The 15,912-nt window shown below is 71.9% G+C and carries 13 protein-coding genes; 7 read left to right on the top strand and 6 right to left on the bottom strand.

Features of this window, described 5'->3' with window-relative positions; all coding sequences use genetic code 11:
• Positions 1-150: 150 nt before the first annotated feature.
• The 5 genes from ACZ52C_RS25000 to ACZ52C_RS24980 are packed head-to-tail and all read right to left on the bottom strand — an operon-like array spanning position 151 to position 5,764.
• Positions 151-1,461: a DUF58 domain-containing protein gene (locus ACZ52C_RS25000; protein ID WP_469076828.1), complete on the bottom strand. Its 1,311-nt coding sequence runs from the start codon at positions 1,459-1,461 to the stop codon at positions 151-153.
• Positions 1,461-2,450, bottom strand: a complete 990-nt coding sequence (locus tag ACZ52C_RS24995) for an AAA family ATPase (RefSeq protein ID WP_319104745.1) — start codon at positions 2,448-2,450, stop codon at positions 1,461-1,463. The genes ACZ52C_RS25000 and ACZ52C_RS24995 overlap by 1 nt, the downstream gene beginning before the upstream one ends.
• A complete protein-coding gene (locus tag ACZ52C_RS24990; RefSeq protein ID WP_469076827.1) occupies positions 2,450-3,643 on the bottom strand; it encodes a DUF4350 domain-containing protein in 1,194 nt (397 codons plus the stop codon). The genes ACZ52C_RS24995 and ACZ52C_RS24990 overlap by 1 nt, the downstream gene beginning before the upstream one ends.
• The gene (locus ACZ52C_RS24985; protein WP_469076826.1) at positions 3,640-4,365 is read right to left on the bottom strand and encodes a DUF4129 domain-containing protein; all 726 of its coding nucleotides are present in this window, start codon (positions 4,363-4,365) and stop codon (positions 3,640-3,642) included. The genes ACZ52C_RS24990 and ACZ52C_RS24985 overlap by 4 nt, the downstream gene beginning before the upstream one ends.
• Before the next feature lie 4 nt (positions 4,366-4,369).
• Entirely contained in the window at positions 4,370-5,764 is a 1,395-nt protein-coding gene (locus ACZ52C_RS24980; protein ID WP_469076825.1) for a DUF7847 domain-containing protein, read from the bottom strand.
• Positions 5,765-5,904: 140 nt separating this feature from the next.
• Here ACZ52C_RS24980 and mtnA point away from each other — a divergent pair, with 140 nt between their 5' ends.
• The 7 genes from mtnA (at position 5,905) to ACZ52C_RS24945 (ending at position 14,686) form a co-directional block, all read left to right on the top strand.
• On the top strand, positions 5,905-7,050 hold the full coding sequence (gene mtnA / locus ACZ52C_RS24975; protein ID WP_469076824.1) for an S-methyl-5-thioribose-1-phosphate isomerase: 1,146 nt from the start codon (positions 5,905-5,907) through the stop codon (positions 7,048-7,050).
• Positions 7,051-7,058: 8 nt separating this feature from the next.
• The gene (gene mtrA, locus ACZ52C_RS24970; RefSeq protein ID WP_189823911.1) at positions 7,059-7,748 is read left to right on the top strand and encodes a two-component system response regulator MtrA; all 690 of its coding nucleotides are present in this window, start codon (positions 7,059-7,061) and stop codon (positions 7,746-7,748) included.
• A gap of 1 nt (position 7,749) precedes the next feature.
• Positions 7,750-9,846 carry an MtrAB system histidine kinase MtrB gene (gene mtrB, locus ACZ52C_RS24965; protein ID WP_469076823.1) on the top strand — a complete coding sequence of 699 codons (2,097 nt, stop codon included), beginning with the start codon at positions 7,750-7,752 and terminating at the stop codon, positions 9,844-9,846.
• A complete protein-coding gene (locus ACZ52C_RS24960; protein ID WP_469076822.1) occupies positions 9,836-11,665 on the top strand; it encodes an LpqB family beta-propeller domain-containing protein in 1,830 nt (609 codons plus the stop codon). Before mtrB ends, ACZ52C_RS24960 begins: the two co-directional genes overlap by 11 nt.
• Positions 11,666-11,919: 254 nt before the next feature.
• The gene (locus tag ACZ52C_RS24955; RefSeq protein WP_469076821.1) at positions 11,920-12,723 is read left to right on the top strand and encodes a ComF family protein; all 804 of its coding nucleotides are present in this window, start codon (positions 11,920-11,922) and stop codon (positions 12,721-12,723) included.
• Between the two features lie 315 nt (positions 12,724-13,038).
• Positions 13,039-13,731, top strand: coding sequence for a ribosome hibernation-promoting factor, HPF/YfiA family (gene hpf / locus ACZ52C_RS24950; RefSeq protein ID WP_469076820.1), 693 nt, complete (start codon positions 13,039-13,041; stop codon positions 13,729-13,731).
• A gap of 205 nt (positions 13,732-13,936) precedes the next feature.
• Positions 13,937-14,686, top strand: coding sequence for a response regulator (locus ACZ52C_RS24945; protein WP_045560742.1), 750 nt, complete (start codon positions 13,937-13,939; stop codon positions 14,684-14,686).
• A 3-nt stretch (positions 14,687-14,689) separates the two neighbouring features.
• Here the strand turns inward: ACZ52C_RS24945 and ACZ52C_RS24940 are convergent, their stop codons facing one another.
• Positions 14,690-15,886, bottom strand: coding sequence for a winged helix-turn-helix domain-containing protein (locus ACZ52C_RS24940; protein ID WP_469076819.1), 1,197 nt, complete (start codon positions 15,884-15,886; stop codon positions 14,690-14,692).
• Positions 15,887-15,912 lie beyond the last annotated feature (26 nt).

The raw sequence follows: 15,912 nt of genomic DNA, 5'->3' as shown, positions 1-15,912 counted from the left end.
TGGTACTGCAGGGGGGACCCTGTGGGAGAGTAGGACGCCGCCGAACAATCTTTGAGAAAGCCCCTGCCGGGTGACCGGCGGGGGCTTTCTGCATTTCCGGGGACTTTATGTATGCCTCATTCCCCTTTCCATGGGAATTGAGGGGAATCACTAGAGGCGTCCGGCTGCTTTCAAGGCCAGATAGGCGTCTGCCAGGGCCGGCGCCAGATCGTCCGGCGTCGCGTCGACGACCGTGACGCCATAGCGACGGAGCTGATCGGCGGTGCGGTGGCGGTCCGCTTGGGCCTGGGCGGCCGCGGCGGCTTCGTAGACGGCATCCGTGGTGCCCCGGGAGTTCGCCATATGGGCGATGCGCGGATCTGCCACCGAGGCCACCAGGACCGTATGGCGTTGGGTCAGCCGGGACAGGACGGGGAGAAGACCCTCTTCGACGGGGGCCGCGTCGAGAGTGGTGAGGAGGACGATCAGGGACCGGCGGGGTGCCGTACGGAGTGCCGTGGCGGTGAGGCCTCGGGCGTCCGTTTCGACGAGCTCGGGTTCGAGCTGGGACATGGCGTTGACCAGCGACGGAAGGACGTCCCCCGCGGTGCGGCCCTGGACGAGGGCTCGCACGCGGCGGTCGTAGGCCAGCAGGTCCACGCGGTCGCCGGCACGGGAGGCGAGGGCGGCCAGGAGAAGGGCCGCGTCCATGGAGGCGTCGAGGCGGGGGGCGTCGCCCACGCGGCCCGCAGAGGTTCGGCCGGTGTCCAGGACCAGGAGGATGTGGCGGTCGCGTTCGGGACGCCAGGTGCGTACCGCCACCGAGGACTGGCGGGCTGTGGCGCGCCAGTCGATGGAGCGGGTGTCGTCGCCGGGGATGTACTCGCGGAGGCTGTCGAACTCCGTGCCCTCGCCTCGGGTCAGGACACTGGTGCGGCCGTCCAGTTCACGCAGGCGGGCCAGTTTGGACGGCAGGTGCTTGCGGCTGGTGAACGGAGGGAGTACTCGCACGGTCCAGGGGGCTCGGTGGCTGCCTTGGCGGGCGAAGAGGCGGAGGGGGCCGTATGAGCGGATCGTGACCCTGTCGGCCTGGCGGTCTCCCCGGCGTGTGGGGCGCAGCCGGGTGGTGACACGGCGGCGTTCGCCCGGGGGGATCGTGAGGTGGTGGCGGGAGGCGGCGACCTCGGTGCCCGGGAGCCAGCTGCTGGGGGGCCAGGCATCGCGGAGGTCGGCGCGCAGGGGGCGGTTGGAAGGGTTGGTGACCGTGAGGGTGACGTCCGCGGTCTCGCCCAGGCGTGCGGAGGTGTCGCCGGAGCGCAGGAGGCCCAGGCGGCGCACGGGGGCGGCGAGGGCGTAGTCGCAGGCGCACGCCAGTGCCAGGGGTGCGTTCACGGCGAGGATGCCCGCCCAGCTGGGCTCCCAGATGCCGACGGGGAGGGTGCCGAGGGCCGCGAGGAGTGCGGCGCGTCCGGTGGGGGCCATCAGCGGGGTACGGGGACGTGGGCGAGGATCGCGTTGATGACCGAGTCGGCCGTCACGCCCTCCATCTCGGCCTCGGGGCGGAGCTGCACGCGGTGGCGGAGGGTCGGGAGCGCGAGTGCCTTCACGTCGTCGGGGATGACGTAGTCGCGTCCCGTCAGCCAGGCCCAGGCGCGGGAGGCCGCGAGGAGAGCCGTGGCGCCTCGGGGGGAGACACCGAGGGTGAGGGACGGGGACTCGCGGGTGGCGCGGCAGATGTCCACCACGTAGGCGGTGATCTCGGGGGAGATCGTCGTCTTGGCCACGGCGGCGCGGGCGGCTTCGAGGTCGGCGGCGTTCGCGACGGGGCGTACGCCGGCGGCGCGCAGGTCGCGTGGGTTGAAGCCCTCGGCGTGACGAGTGAGGACATCGATCTCGTCCTGCCGGGACGGGAGCGGGACCGTCAGTTTGAGAAGGAAGCGGTCCAGTTGGGCTTCGGGGAGGGGGTAGGTGCCCTCGTACTCGACCGGGTTCTGGGTCGCGGCGACCAGGAACGGGTCCGGGAGCGGGCGAGGGGTGCCGTCGACCGTGACCTGGCGTTCCTCCATGGCTTCCAGCAGGGAGGACTGGGTCTTCGGCGGGGTGCGGTTGATCTCGTCCGCGAGGAGGAGGTTGGTGAAGACCGGGCCGGGCTGGAAGGAGAACTCGGCCGTGCGGGTGTCGTAGACGAGGGAGCCGGTGACGTCGCTCGGCATCAGGTCCGGGGTGAACTGGACGCGCTTGGTGTCGAGATCGAGCGCGGACGCGAGAGCCCGCACGAGCAACGTTTTGGCCACCCCAGGGACTCCTTCTAGTAGAACGTGTCCGCGGCAGAGGAGGGCGACGACGAGGCCGGTCACGGCGGGGTCCTGGCCGACCACGGCTTTGGCGATCTCGGCGCGCAGGGCCTCCAGGGAGGCACGGGCGGTGCCCGGGTCCCCGGTGGTCCCGGCGTTGTCAGTGGTCGGGTCCATCATGAACGGCGTACCTCTCTTTCGAGGGCGTCGAGTTGGTCGGTGAGGCCGATGAGGGCCTTGTCGTCGCCGGGCGGCGGGCCGAAGAGGAGGGCGTGCAGGGGCTGTCCGTCGCCGTGGAGGTGGGCGGACAGGGCGGGGAGCAGGGCCTCGGGCGTGTGGGCCCGGGAGACGGGGACACCCACGAGGGGGGCGAGGCGCGTGCGGGTGGTGGAGCGAAGAGCGGCGGCCGCGCGGTCGCGGGCGTTGGCCTTGCGGTAGAGGCGGGCGCGGCCTTCGACGGTCTCGGAGGCGCGGATCGCGACGGGGAGTTTCTCGGGCGCCAGGGGGCCGAGTCGGCGTGCCCGCCAGAGCGCGGCGAGGGCTGCGGCGAAGAAGAGTTGCAGGGTGCCCCAGAACCAGCCCGAGGGGAGCAGATCGAAGAAGCTGCGGTTGCCCGAGTCGGGGGCCGAGTCGTCGGAGAGCGAGGGGAGGTACCAGACCACATGGGGGCGCGAGCCGAGGAGTTGGAGGGCGAGGGAGGCGTTGCCCTGCTCGTCGAGGCTGCTGTTGAGGAGGATGTCGGGGGCGCCGAGGACGACGGTGTCGCCGTCCCCCGCGGCTGCCGGGACGCGCACCAGGGTGGGCAGGCCGCCCTCGGGGTAGCAGGTGTCGGCGGCGCGGGCCGTCACGTGGTAGCGGAGACCGCCGGTGTCGGCGCTGCCGGCGCGGCGGGCGGCGGGCAGTTCGCAGCGGGGTGTGAGTGTGGAGTCGAGGCTGAGGGCCGCGTCGGTGGTGACGCCGGGGGCGAGGGTGCTCACGGACGGGGGGCCGGGGGCGACGAGGACGGTGCGGCCGCCGGAGGTCTCGGTCGCCTTGTGGAGGCGGCTCTGCTGGGAGTCGGTGAGCAGGTCGGGGACGGCGATCAGGAGTGTGGTGTCCGGGCGGGCGGCGGCGCGTGCTTCGTCGAGGGTGGTGACCAGTCGGGTCGACACGCCCCGGTCGTCGAGGAGTTCGGCGACGGCGCGGCTGCCGTCGGTGTCGGCGGAGCGCGGGTCCAGGCGGCCGTGTTCGGAGCCGGAGCGGATCACCGCGATCACGACCGCGGCAGCCAGGAGGATCACCGCCGCGAGCACGACACCGCGCGCGCGGGACCACACCTGACGGGCTGTGGGCGAGACCGAGGTGGAGGGGAGCGTGGTCCCGGTGGTCATTCGGCGGCTCCCGGGCGGGTGCTCGGGGCCGTGCTGGCGCTGTTGGAGGTGCTGCTCGCCAGCGCGGGCTTGCTGCGCTCGAGGTCGGTGTCGAGGGCGGCGAGGCGGCGGTACGTTCCTTCGGCGGCGGATCGGCCGCCGTATGTGACGTCGTCGAAGTCCCGGGCGGCGGTGTGGAGCCGGTCCGCGTGGGCGGGGAGGACCGCGCCCGCTTCGGAGGCGGCCTCGTCGGCGGTGCGGCCGGGGCGCACATCGAGCAGCGCGCGTTCCTCCAGGGAGCGGACGACGGCGCGCATGCGTTCCTGGACGGCCTGGTTCCAGTGGCCCTGGGCGGCCTGTGCCTCGGCGGCCGCGCGGTGTTCCGCGGCGCTGCGGGGGCGGTCGTCGAAGACCACGGCGGAGGAGGCCGGGGTGCGGCGCGGGGTGCCGAGGCGCCACCAGAGCGCTCCGAGGAGGGCGAGGACGGCCAGGACGATGACGACGAGGCCGAGTGTGCCGCCGGGGGTGGCGCCCGAGGCTGCGCCGAACACCTTGTCGAGCCAGTCCCAGAAGGCGTCCAGGGCGCGCTCGTACCAACTGGGGTCGTTCTCGTGGTACATGCCCTTGGACAGCTCACGACGGGCCGCCTCCCGCGCGGGATCGCGCGGGAGGGTGATGGGTGGCTCGTCCGCCGAGCGCCACGACAGCGGTACGGCTGCCAGTGCTCCCCCCGACCGTGTCACCCCATCAGCTCCCCGGGGTGGCGCCCTGGGCGTCGCCGTAGCCCTGGAGGCCTGCGGCGCGGCCCAGTTCGAGGTCGAGGGCCTCGCGGCGGATGCGCTGGTCGATGTAGAGGAGCACCGTGACACCGGCGCTGATCGGGAAGGTGAGCGTGGATCCGATCACCGCGCCGACGCCGCTGATGACGAGGTAGGTCCAGCCCAGGGCGGTTCCGCCGGTGGCGAGGAAGCCGGAGATGCCGTCCCCGTCGAGGGCCGCGCCCGCGAAGGAGAAGGGGATCACGACGATCGACGCGACGACGTAGGCGATGATCGCGGCGAGCAGCTGGATGCCGAGGACCCGCCACCACGAGCCGCGCACGAGCTTGACGGAGCGGCCCATCGACTTGCGGACTCCCTGCTTCTCCAGCATCAGGGCGGGAGAGGCGAGCGAGAAGCGGATCATCAGCCACACGGTGAGGACGAAGGCGCCGAGTCCGCCGAGGAGGGCGAGGAGTACGCCGCCCCCGGTGGAGCCGCCGGACGCGAGCAGGATGCCGGGTGTCACGCCGACGGTCATGATCAGGCCGGCGATCAGGAGCAGCAGGACGGTCAGGCCGCCCAGGCGGAGGAGTTGCGGGCGGGCGTCCCGCCAGGCCTCGGCGGTGGTGACCGACTTGCCGAGGACGGCGCGGCTGGTCACGGTCGTGAGCAGGGCCGTCGCGATGATGGTGCCCAGCAGGGAGATCACCATGATGACGGAGGTGCTCAGCAGGGTGTCGCCGAGGGCGCGGCCCAGTTCGCCGGGGGTGGCGGTCGGGTCGTTGAGGGCATCCGTGCTCGCGGCGTCGTTGAGGACGAGGCCCTGGAGCAGGATGACCCCGATCTGGGTGACGACCGCGACGGTCAGGGAGATACCGAGGACCGTGCGCCAGTGGGTGCGCATGGTGGAGACGGCGCCGTCGAGGATCTCGCCGATGCCGAGCGGGCGCAGCGGGATCACGCCGGGCTTGGCGGCGGGCGGGGGGCCTCCCCAGCCGCCTCCCCAGCCGGGAGTGCCGTAGCCGGGGCCGGGGGCGCCGTAGCCGGGGTGGCCGCCCGGGGTTCCGGGGCCGCCGGGCGGGCCGTAGCCGCCGGGGCCGGGGTGCTGGGGGCCGGGGTGGCCGCCCCAGCCCGGGACGGGCGGGGGTGGTGGCGAGGCTTGGCCAGGTGCCTGCGGGGTCGGAGCGGACCACTGGGCGGGCGGCGGCTGGTCCTTGGACCACTTGGACGGCGGCTGCGCCTGGTCGGCGCCGGGGTGACCGGTCGGCTGCGCCTGGCCGTCCCCGGTCGGGTCCGTCGGCTGTGCGGAGCCTTGCTGGTCCGGCTGCCGGCCGCCCGAGGGGGCGGATCCGGGCGAGGCCCAGCCCGGAGTGTCCTTCATCGTCGCTCCTTCACGGTGCTCGTCCGCGGTCGCGGCGGCAGGTTGGCGCCCATCGTGCCACGCGGTGTCCGGGAAGTGACCGGGGGCCGTATGTGCTGCACACCTTCAATTGTCCGACCGATACGGGGCAGACTGACCGCATGGCTGATCAGTACGCGCGATCCGGCGACGACATCCGGCCGACCGAGATACCGGCGATCCGTTGGGACGAGCCACCCGAAGGCCCCGTCCTGGTCCTCCTGGACCAGACGAGACTGCCGGCCGAGGAGGTCGAGCTGGTGTGCACGGACGCGCCCGCGTTGGTGGAGGCGATCCGTTCGCTCGCCGTGCGCGGGGCGCCGCTGCTGGGGATCGCCGGGGCGTACGGCGTCGCGCTCGCCGCCGCGCGGGGCTTCGACGTGGAGGATGCCGCCGACGCGCTGGAGGGTGCCCGGCCCACCGCGGTGAACCTCGCGGTCGGCGTGCGCCGTGCGCGGGCCGCGCACCGGGCCGAGCTCGGCCGCTCGGGGGACCAGAAGCAGGCCGCGGTGGCGACGCTCGCCGCGGCGAGGGCGCTGCACCGGGAGGACGCCGAGGCCAGTTCCCGCATGGCCGCGCACGGGCTGGCGCTGCTCGACGAGCTGCTGCCGGGCGGTGGGCACCGGGTGCTCACGCACTGCAACACCGGGGCGCTGGTGTCGGGCGGTGAGGGCACGGCGTTCGCGGTGGCGCTCGCGGCGCACCGGGTGGGGCGGCTGCGGCGGCTGTGGGTGGACGAGACGCGGCCGCTGCTGCAGGGCGCCCGGCTGACCGCATATGAGGCGGCGCGCAGCGGAATGGCGTACACCTTGCTCACGGACAATGCGGCGGGCTCGTTGTTCGCCGCGGGTGAGGTGGACGCGGTGCTGGTGGGTGCCGACCGGATCGCCGCCGACGGTTCGGTGGCGAACAAGATCGGGACCTACCCGCTCGCGGTGCTCGCCCGGTACCACCATGTGCCGTTCATCGTGGTGGCGCCGGTCACGACGGTGGATCCGGGCACCCCGGACGGGGCGTCCATCGAGGTGGAGCAGCGCGCGGGTCATGAGGTGACGGAGATCACGGCGCCCCAGGTGCCGGTGGCGGGAGGGGAGGCGGGAGGTGGGATCGCGGTGGCACCCCTGGGGACCCAGGCGTACAACCCGGCGTTCGACGTGACGCCGCCCGAGTTGGTGACGGCGATCGTCACCGAGGAGGGGGTTGTGTCACCCGTGACCGCTGAGGCGCTTGCGGGGCTGTGTGACAGGTCACGCCAGGTAACGATTTAGTTAATGGGATGATGGCATTCATGAAGGGACGAGTCCTTGTCGTCGACGACGACACCGCACTGGCCGAGATGCTCGGCATTGTGTTGCGTGGTGAAGGTTTTGAGCCGTCTTTCGTAGCCGACGGCGACAAGGCGCTGGCCGCGTTCCGTGAGGCCAAACCGGATCTGGTGCTGCTGGACCTGATGCTGCCGGGCCGGGACGGGATCGAGGTGTGCCGCCTGATCAGGGCGGAGTCCGGGGTGCCGATCGTGATGCTCACGGCCAAGAGCGACACCGTCGATGTGGTGGTCGGCCTGGAGTCGGGCGCGGACGACTACATCGTGAAGCCGTTCAAGCCGAAGGAACTGGTGGCCCGGATCCGGGCGCGGCTGCGGAGGTCGGAGGAGCCGGCGCCGGAGCAGCTCGCCATAGGTGACCTGGTCATCGATGTGGCCGGGCACTCCGTGAAGCGCGAGGGGCAGTCCATCGCGCTGACGCCGCTGGAGTTCGATCTGCTGGTCGCGCTGGCGCGCAAGCCGTGGCAGGTGTTCACTCGGGAGGTCCTGCTGGAGCAGGTCTGGGGGTACCGCCACGCGGCGGACACCCGTCTGGTGAACGTTCATGTGCAGCGGCTGCGTTCCAAGGTCGAGAAGGACCCGGAGCGGCCGGAGATCGTGGTGACCGTCCGTGGTGTCGGATACAAGGCAGGACCCAGCTGACATGTCCGGTGGCAGTGCCGCTTCGGCGCCCGGCCAGCCGGGGACCCGCGCGGAGCGGCCTGTCGCCCGGAAGTCGTCGGGTTCCCGCTGGGAACGTCTCCTCGAGGGCGGGTTGCTCCAGGGCGGGGTCCAGGGCAGCCCGGTCCTGAGGCTGTTCATGCGCTGGGTGCGTCGCCCGCTGCTGCCGGTGATGCGGCTGTGGCGGCGCAACATCCAGCTCAGGATCGTCGTGACGACGCTGCTGATGTCGCTCAGCGTCGTGCTGCTGCTGGGCTTCGTCGTCATCGGGCAGGTCCGCAACGGTCTGCTGGACGCCAAGGTCAAGGCTTCGCAGAGCCAGGCCACCGGCGGTTTCACGGTCGCCGAGCAGAAGGCGGACAGTGAGGCGAACGCCGCCGGCAACGACAGCACGGACCCGAACGGCGACCGGGTGCAGAACGTCGTCGAGTGGATGACCACCCTGGTCAGTTCCCTCTCCAGCGGCGGTCAGGGCGCGTTCGACGTCGTGACGCTCAGCCCCGCCTCCGCCGACGGCGACACCGGCGGCCTCGGGCCGCGTGCCTCCGGTGACGTGCAGTGGGACCTCAGCGTGCCCGTGGAGCTGCGCGAGCGGGTCGACGACGGCACCAGCGCCGTACAGAGCTATACGCGGATCCACTACGACAACGGTCAGGAGTCCCAGCCGGGGCTGATCATCGGCAAGCAGGTCAGCGACCCCAACAGCCACCCGTACCAGCTGTACTACCTCTTCCCGCTCACGCAGGAGGAGAAGTCGCTCAGTCTGGTCAAGGGGACGCTGGCGACGGCCGGGCTGTTCGTCGTCGTGCTGCTCGGTGCCATCGCCTGGCTCGTGGTGCGGCAGGTGGTCACGCCCGTGCGGATGGCGGCGGGGGTCGCCGAGCGGCTGTCCGCGGGGCGTCTGCAGGAGCGGATGAAGGTCAGCGGCGAGGACGACATCGCGCGGCTCGGTGAGGCCTTCAACAAGATGGCGCAGAACCTTCAGCTGAAGATCCAGCAGCTGGAGGACCTGTCGCGGATGCAGCGGCGGTTCGTCTCCGACGTGTCGCACGAGCTGCGGACACCGCTGACGACGGTACGGATGGCGGCGGACGTCATCCATGACGCGCGCGTGGACTTCGACCCCGTGACGGCGCGCTCCGCCGAGCTGCTCGCCGATCAGCTGGACCGGTTCGAGTCGCTGCTGGCGGACCTGCTGGAGATCAGCCGGTTCGACGCGGGCGCGGCGGCCCTGGAGGCCGAGCCGATAGATCTGCGTGAGGTCGTGCGGAAGGTCGTCAGTGGGGCCGAGCCGCTCGCCGAGCGCAAGGGGACGCGGATACGGGTGCTGGGGGACCAGCAGCCCGTGGTGGCCGAGGCCGACGCCCGGCGGGTGGAGCGGGTGCTGCGCAACCTCGTGGTCAACGCCGTGGAGCACGGCGAGGGCAAGGACGTCGTGGTCAAGCTCGCGGCGGCCGGTGGCGCGGTGGCGGTCGCGGTGCGGGACTACGGTGTGGGACTCAAGCCGGGCGAGGCGACGCGGGTGTTCAGCCGCTTCTGGCGGGCGGACCCGGCACGCGCGCGTACCACCGGCGGTACGGGACTGGGGCTGTCGATCGCCCTGGAGGACGCCCGGTTGCACGGCGGCTGGCTGCAGGCGTGGGGCGAGCCGGGTGGCGGCTCGCAGTTCCGGCTCACGCTGCCGAGGACGGCGGACGAGCCGCTGCGGGGGTCCCCGATACCGCTGGAACCGAAGGACTCCCGGCGCAACCGGGGACTGAACGACGCCGGGCTGCCGCTCGGCGGCGGGGGCAAGCTCGCCACGGTGCCGGTGCAGGCCGGTGAGCACGGTGGCGCGCGGGCAGCCATAGGGCCCCGGCCGGGCGCCGGACAGGCCCCCACGGCGGACCCGACGGCGCTGCCGGGCAACGGCGCGCGCGTGGTGCCCCGGCCCTCCACACCGCCCGCGTCGCCCTCCTCGGCGGTGCCGGCGCGGCGGACCGAGGACGGCGAGGGACGCGAGGGATCGGCCGAGGAGAGGCCGGCCGGGAGCGACGCGGAGCGGCAGCACGAGCAGGGGGAGGCATTCCGTGGACGCTGACCGCGCGAAACGCGGCCGTGGGCGTCCGGTGCGGGCGACGGTGTACGTCGGCATCGGTGCCGTGCTGCTGGTGGGGTGCGCCTCGATGCCGGACAGCGGGGACATGCGTGACGTGGAGTCCACGCCCAGGCAGGACGCCCAGGTGCGCGTCTTCGCGCTGCCGCCGGCGGAGGACGCCGAGCCGCAGGAGATCGTGCAGGGCTTCCTGGAGGCCCTGACCAGCGACGACCTGAACTACGAGACGGCCCGCAAGTACCTCACGGGTGACGCGCTGAAGACCTGGGACCCGGGCGTGTCGACCACGGTCCTCGTCGAGGCGCCCACCGCGTACACCCGTGTCACGGGGGATCGGTCGGACGCCGACGAGTACGGGTTCGAGCTGTCCGGGAAGAATGTCGCCCGGGTCGACGGGCAGCACGCGTACACGCCCGCCGGTGGTCAGTACCGCAAGCCCGTGCACCTCACGCGGGTGAAGGAGACCGGGCAGTGGCGCATCGACGAGCTGCCGCAGGGGCTGGTGCTCGGCCGGTCGGACTTCGAGCGCAACTACAAGTCCATCAACAAGTACTACTTCACCTCCGCCGCGCAGTCCGGTGAGCCGGGAACGGTCGCCGACCCGGTCTATGTGCGCAGCCAGGTCGACCCGGTGACCCAGGTGGTCCGGGACCTGCTGAAGGGGCCCACCAGCTGGCTCAACCCGGTGGCGAGGACGAGTTTCCCGTCGGGCACGGCGCTGCTGAAGGGCACGAAGGCGCTGACGCCCGACGACCAGAACAGGCTGGTCGTGCCGCTGAACAAGAAGGCCGACCGTGTCTCGGCCGGCAGGTGCAGGGAGATGGCGGCCCAACTTCTCTTCACGCTCCAGGACTACATGCCCACGGGCGTGGACGAGGTGGAGCTGCACGGGTCGACCGGCGACCCGTTGTGTGCCCTCCGGGAGACGGAGGCCGACGGCGTGATCGCCTCGCACGGCCTCGACCGGAGCGCGGGGTACGAGTACTTCATCGACGGTGAGCACAAGCTCGTACGGCTGTCCGAGCGGGACCCGGTGACGACACCGTCGCCCGTTCCCGGGGCGCTCGGGGAGGGCGAGAAGCAGCTGCGGTCCGCCGCCGTGTCGCGCGGCGAGGACCGGGCGGCCGGTGTGTCGGCCGACGGCAGCGAGCTGTACGTGTCACCGCTGACGACGGGGAGCGCGCTCGGCGACCCGGCGCTGCGCAGTGGCGGCGCCACCGCGAAGGACCGGCTGACGACGCCGAGTTGGGACGCGCGGGGCGACCTGTGGGTGGCCGACCGCGATCCGGAGAAGCCCCGGCTGCTGGTCCTGGCGGACGGCATGGGTGAGCCGCTGGAGGTCCGGACGCCCCACCTCGACGGGCGCATCGAGGCGGTGCGGGTGGCCGCCGACGGTGTGCGGATCGCGCTGATCCTGGAGAGCAAGGGCAAGCGGGCGCTCTACATCGGACGCATCGAGCGGGACGCCGACGCGGAGAGCACCACCGTCTCGATCGTCGAACTGCGGTCCGTGACGCCGGATCTGGAGGACGTCACCGCCATGTCGTGGGCGGGCGACAGCCAACTCGTGGTCGTGGGGCGCGAAGCCGGTGGCGTGCAGCAGATGCGGTACGTCCGGGTGGACGGGTCCCCGATACCGGGCTCCGGGCCCTCCACGCTCACCGGCGTGGAAGAGATCGCCGCGTCCGAGGACGAGAGCCAGCCGCTGGTCGCGCACTCGGCCGACGGGATCGTGCGCCTGTCGCCGGGCGAGCAGTGGCAGACGGTGGTCAAGGAGGGGACGGCGCCGGTCTATCCCGGGTGAGGTAGGTCCGGCCCGAGGCTGCGAGAGCCAGGGTGACGGGGGCGGTGGCGGCGCTTGAGGCTGGTTCTCCCCGTCGGCGGGTTTGGCTGCGGCGATCTTTTTCAGACTCCCGGTCATTTTGTGGTGGCGTTCGGTCTTCTTCGGGCACCCGTCCCTCGTGTGGGTGACAACCCCCTCGTTGCCGCGGTGAGTTGTCCACACGCCGTTGTCCACAGGGGTGGCAGGGGATCGCATGCGTTGGCACAGTGGTGGGCATGCGGGGGTGGTGGCAGGACCTCACGGATCTGGTGCTGCCGGCCGAGTGCGGAGGCTGCGGGAGGCCTCGCGCGGTGCTCTGCCCGGAGTGCCGCGCGGCTCTGACCGGGGCCGCGCCGTGTCGGGTGCGACCGGATCCGGAGCCGTCCGGGCTGCCCGTCGTGCACGCCGCGGCGCCGTACGAGGACGCGGTACGGGCCACGCTGATCGCGCACAAGGAACGGGGTGCGCTGGCGCTCGCCGGACCGCTCGGCACGGCCTTGGCGGGGGCCGTACGGGCGGGTGGCGACGGGCCGGTGCTGCTGGTTCCGGTGCCGTCCGCGCGGCGGGCGGTGCGGGCGCGGGGCCACGACCCGGCGCGGCGGATCGCGCTCGCGGCGGCCGGGGTGCTGCGGCGCACCGGGACACCGGCCCGGGTCGCCGGGGTGCTGCGGCAGCGGCGTGCCGTGGCCGACCAGTCGGGGCTGGACTCCCGGCAGCGGCTGGACAACCTCGCGGGCGCCCTGGAGGTGGCTGCCGGGGGCGCCCGGCTGCTGGGCGGTGGCGCGGTCGTGCTCGTGGACGACCTGATGACGACTGGTGCCTCGCTGGCGGAGGCGGCCAGGGCGGTGCGGGCGGCCAGGGACCAGTGGGCGGTGGCGGTTGCGAGGAAGGGCGGTGCGGGAGGAAAGGCAAAGGAGGAGGTACGAACACGAGGGGTGACGGGAATGGCGCGCCCGGACGGCACCGGCAGGGCCGCGGGCAAGATCCGGGCGGCGGTGGTCGCCGCGCCTCCCGACTCTTTCCAAATAAACCGGAACTGACCGCTGACTTGCATCGTTGCAGGTAATGAGAGGGTCAATTCACCTGAACGGAGGTACGTCTCGGTAGAGGGTGACGACATCCGTCCTAGCGAGATATGTTCGGTTGTGAGGGAATGGCCCCGGCCGTTCACCACATATCCGAATGCTGCGCTGCGGGTTTTCTGAATCACCCCGCGCCGGTGGGGTGGAGATCTTGCCCACGGGGGAGGAGGAGGTGGAAGTCACCGAGTCCGCGGTTCCGGGAGTCACCGGAACCTGGTGCACAAGGGAGATGCTCCGCCAGTGGAGCGGAGCGATCCGGGAACGGAGTTCTGCGTGGACATCGTCGTCAAGGGCCGCAAGACCGAGGTGCCCGAGCGGTTCCGCAAGCACGTGGCCGAGAAGCTGAAGCTGGAGAAGATCCAGAAGCTCGACGGCAAGGTGATCAGCCTCGACGTCGAGGTGTCCAAGGAGCCCAACCCCCGACAGGCCGACCGCAGTGACCGGGTGGAGATCACGCTCCACTCCCGCGGACCGGTGATCCGGGCGGAGGCAGCGGCCAGCGATCCGTATGCGGCGCTCGACCTGGCGGCGGACAAGCTCGAAGCCCGGCTGCGCAAGCAGCACGACAAGCGTTACACGCGCCGAGGCGCGCGCAGGCTCACGGCCGCGGAGGTCGCCGACCACGTCCCCGGTGTGGCGACTCTCAACGGCAACGGATACGTCGCCGACGAGGAGCAGTCGGACGGCGTGCCCACCAAGAAGATCGGCTCGCTGGAGGTGAAGGGCGAAGGCCCCCTCATCGTCCGCGAGAAGACCCACGTAGCTTCCCCGATGACCCTCGACCAGGCTCTCTACGAGATGGAGCTGGTCGGACACGACTTCTACCTCTTCGTCGACTCCGAGACCAAGGAACCGAGTGTCGTCTACCGGCGGCACGCCTACGACTACGGCGTCATCCACCTCAGCACGGACCCGATGGTCGCCCAGGCGCATCCGGACGCCGCGGGCGGCGCGCTCGGCGGTTGACCGCGCCGGGTGACAGCTGAGCCGGTGCCCCTGGAGCGCTTGTGCGCCCCCAGGGGCACCGGTGTGCGACCCCTTGTGGCCCGCTCTGTCACCGCGGTGTCGGCGGGGCATGAAATCATGGCCGAACCGGCCCCAACCGGAGGGCCGTTGCCTTGGGTTGGCGATGGCACAGAGACACAGGCCACGGCCTTCAGGGGGAGGAACGATGGCGGACAGCAGTTTCGGACCGATGCGTGACCAGGAAGCCGACGACGGCTCCGTCGGCATGGGATCCGCCGCGGGCTCCCCGCGCAAGGAACCGATCCGCGTCCTCGTGGTGGACGACCACGCGCTTTTCCGCCGCGGTCTGGAGATCGTGCTCGCCGCCGAGGAGGACATCCAGGTCGTCGGCGAGGCCGGTGACGGGGCGGAGGCGGTCGACAAGGCCGCGGATCTGCTGCCCGACATCGTGCTGATGGACGTACGGATGCCCAAGCGCGGCGGTATCGAGGCGTGCACCTCCATCAAGGAGGTGGCCCCCAGCGCGAAGATCATCATGCTGACGATCAGCGACGAGGAGGCCGACCTCTACGACGCGATCAAGGCCGGGGCCACCGGCTATCTCCTCAAGGAGATCTCCACGGACGAGGTGGCCACGGCCATTCGCGCGGTGGCCGACGGGCAGTCGCAGATCAGCCCCTCGATGGCGTCGAAGCTGCTCACCGAGTTCAAGTCGATGATCCAGCGGACCGACGAGCGGCGCCTGGTGCCGGCGCCGCGGCTGACCGACCGGGAGCTGGAAGTACTCAAGCTCGTGGCGACCGGGATGAACAACCGGGACATCGCCAAGGAACTGTTCATCTCCGAGAACACCGTGAAGAACCATGTGCGCAACATCCTGGAGAAGCTGCAGCTGCACTCCAGGATGGAGGCCGTGGTGTACGCGATGCGGGAGAAGATCCTGGAGATCCGCTAGGCCCTAGGCGAGCGCTCGCTGGAGGGGCTCGCGCAGCTCCGGGGCGTCCACGCGCTCCACGCGGACGTCGGTGCAGTCGACCCAGGTCGCGGCCTCCAGCAGGGCCTTGGCGACCGCCGGGATCGCCTTGGGGCCGTCGAGGGTGACCTGTTTGGCGACCAGGGTGCGGCCGTCGCGGGCGGGATCGACGCGGCCCACCAGACGGCCGCCGGACAGGACCGGCATCGCGAAGTAGCCGTGGACACGCTTCTGTTTGGGGACGTAGGCCTCCAGGCGGTGGGTGAAGCCGAAGATCCGTTCCGTGCGGGCCCGTTCCCAGACGAGGGAGTCGAACGGGGACAGGAGCGTGGTGCGGTGGCGGCCGCGCGGGGGTGTGGCCAGCGCCGCGGGGTCGGCCCAGGCGGGCTTGGCCCAGCCCTCCACCGTCACCGGGACCAGGCCCGAGTCGGCGATCACCGCGTCGAACTGCTCGCCCTTGAGGCGGTGGTAGTCGGCGATGTCTGCGCGGGTGCCGACACCGAGGGCCTCGCCGGCCAGGCGCACCAGGCGGCGTACGCACTCCGTGTCGTCCAACTCGTCGTGCAGCAGGTCGGCGGGGATCGCACGCTCGGCGAGGTCGTACACCCGCTTCCAGCCGCGGCGCTCCACGCAGACCACCTCGCCGTACATCAGGGCGCGTTCGACGGCGACCTTCTCGCCGGACCAGTCCCACCACTCGCTGGTGCGTTTGGCTCCGCCCAGTTCCGTGGCGGTCAGGGGGCCCTCGGCGCGGAGCTGTTTGACGACGCGGTCGTAGGCACCGTCCGGGAGTTGGTGGCCCCAGTGGGGGCGGGCCCGGTAGGCGCGGCGGCGGAAGGCGAAGTGCGGCCATTCCTCGATGGGGAGGATGCAGGCGGCGTGGGACCAGTACTCGAAGGCGTGGGGGCGGGCCGGGGAGGTGCCCGTGGATGGCGTGGCCGTCGACCAGTAGGCCTTGTCGACCGTGGCGCGGCCCACCGCGCCGAGGCGGGCGTACGGGATGAGCTCGTGGGAGCGGGCCAGGACCGAGATGGTGTCGAGTTGGACCGCGCCCAGGTGTCGCAGGACGCCGCGGACGCCGGATCTGCGGTCCGGGGCGCCGAGGAAGCCCTGTGCCCGGAGGGCGATGCGGCGGGCCTCGTCTGCGGTGAGTTCTGTGGTGGGGCGCGGGAGGGAGGTCATGCTCCGCAGGGTAGGGGAGGGGACTG

It is taken from the genome of Streptomyces sp. NPDC034049 (assembly GCF_055575575.1).
The sequence above is the reverse complement of the archived record's forward strand: the minus strand, read 5'-3'. Positions and strand labels throughout refer to the sequence as shown.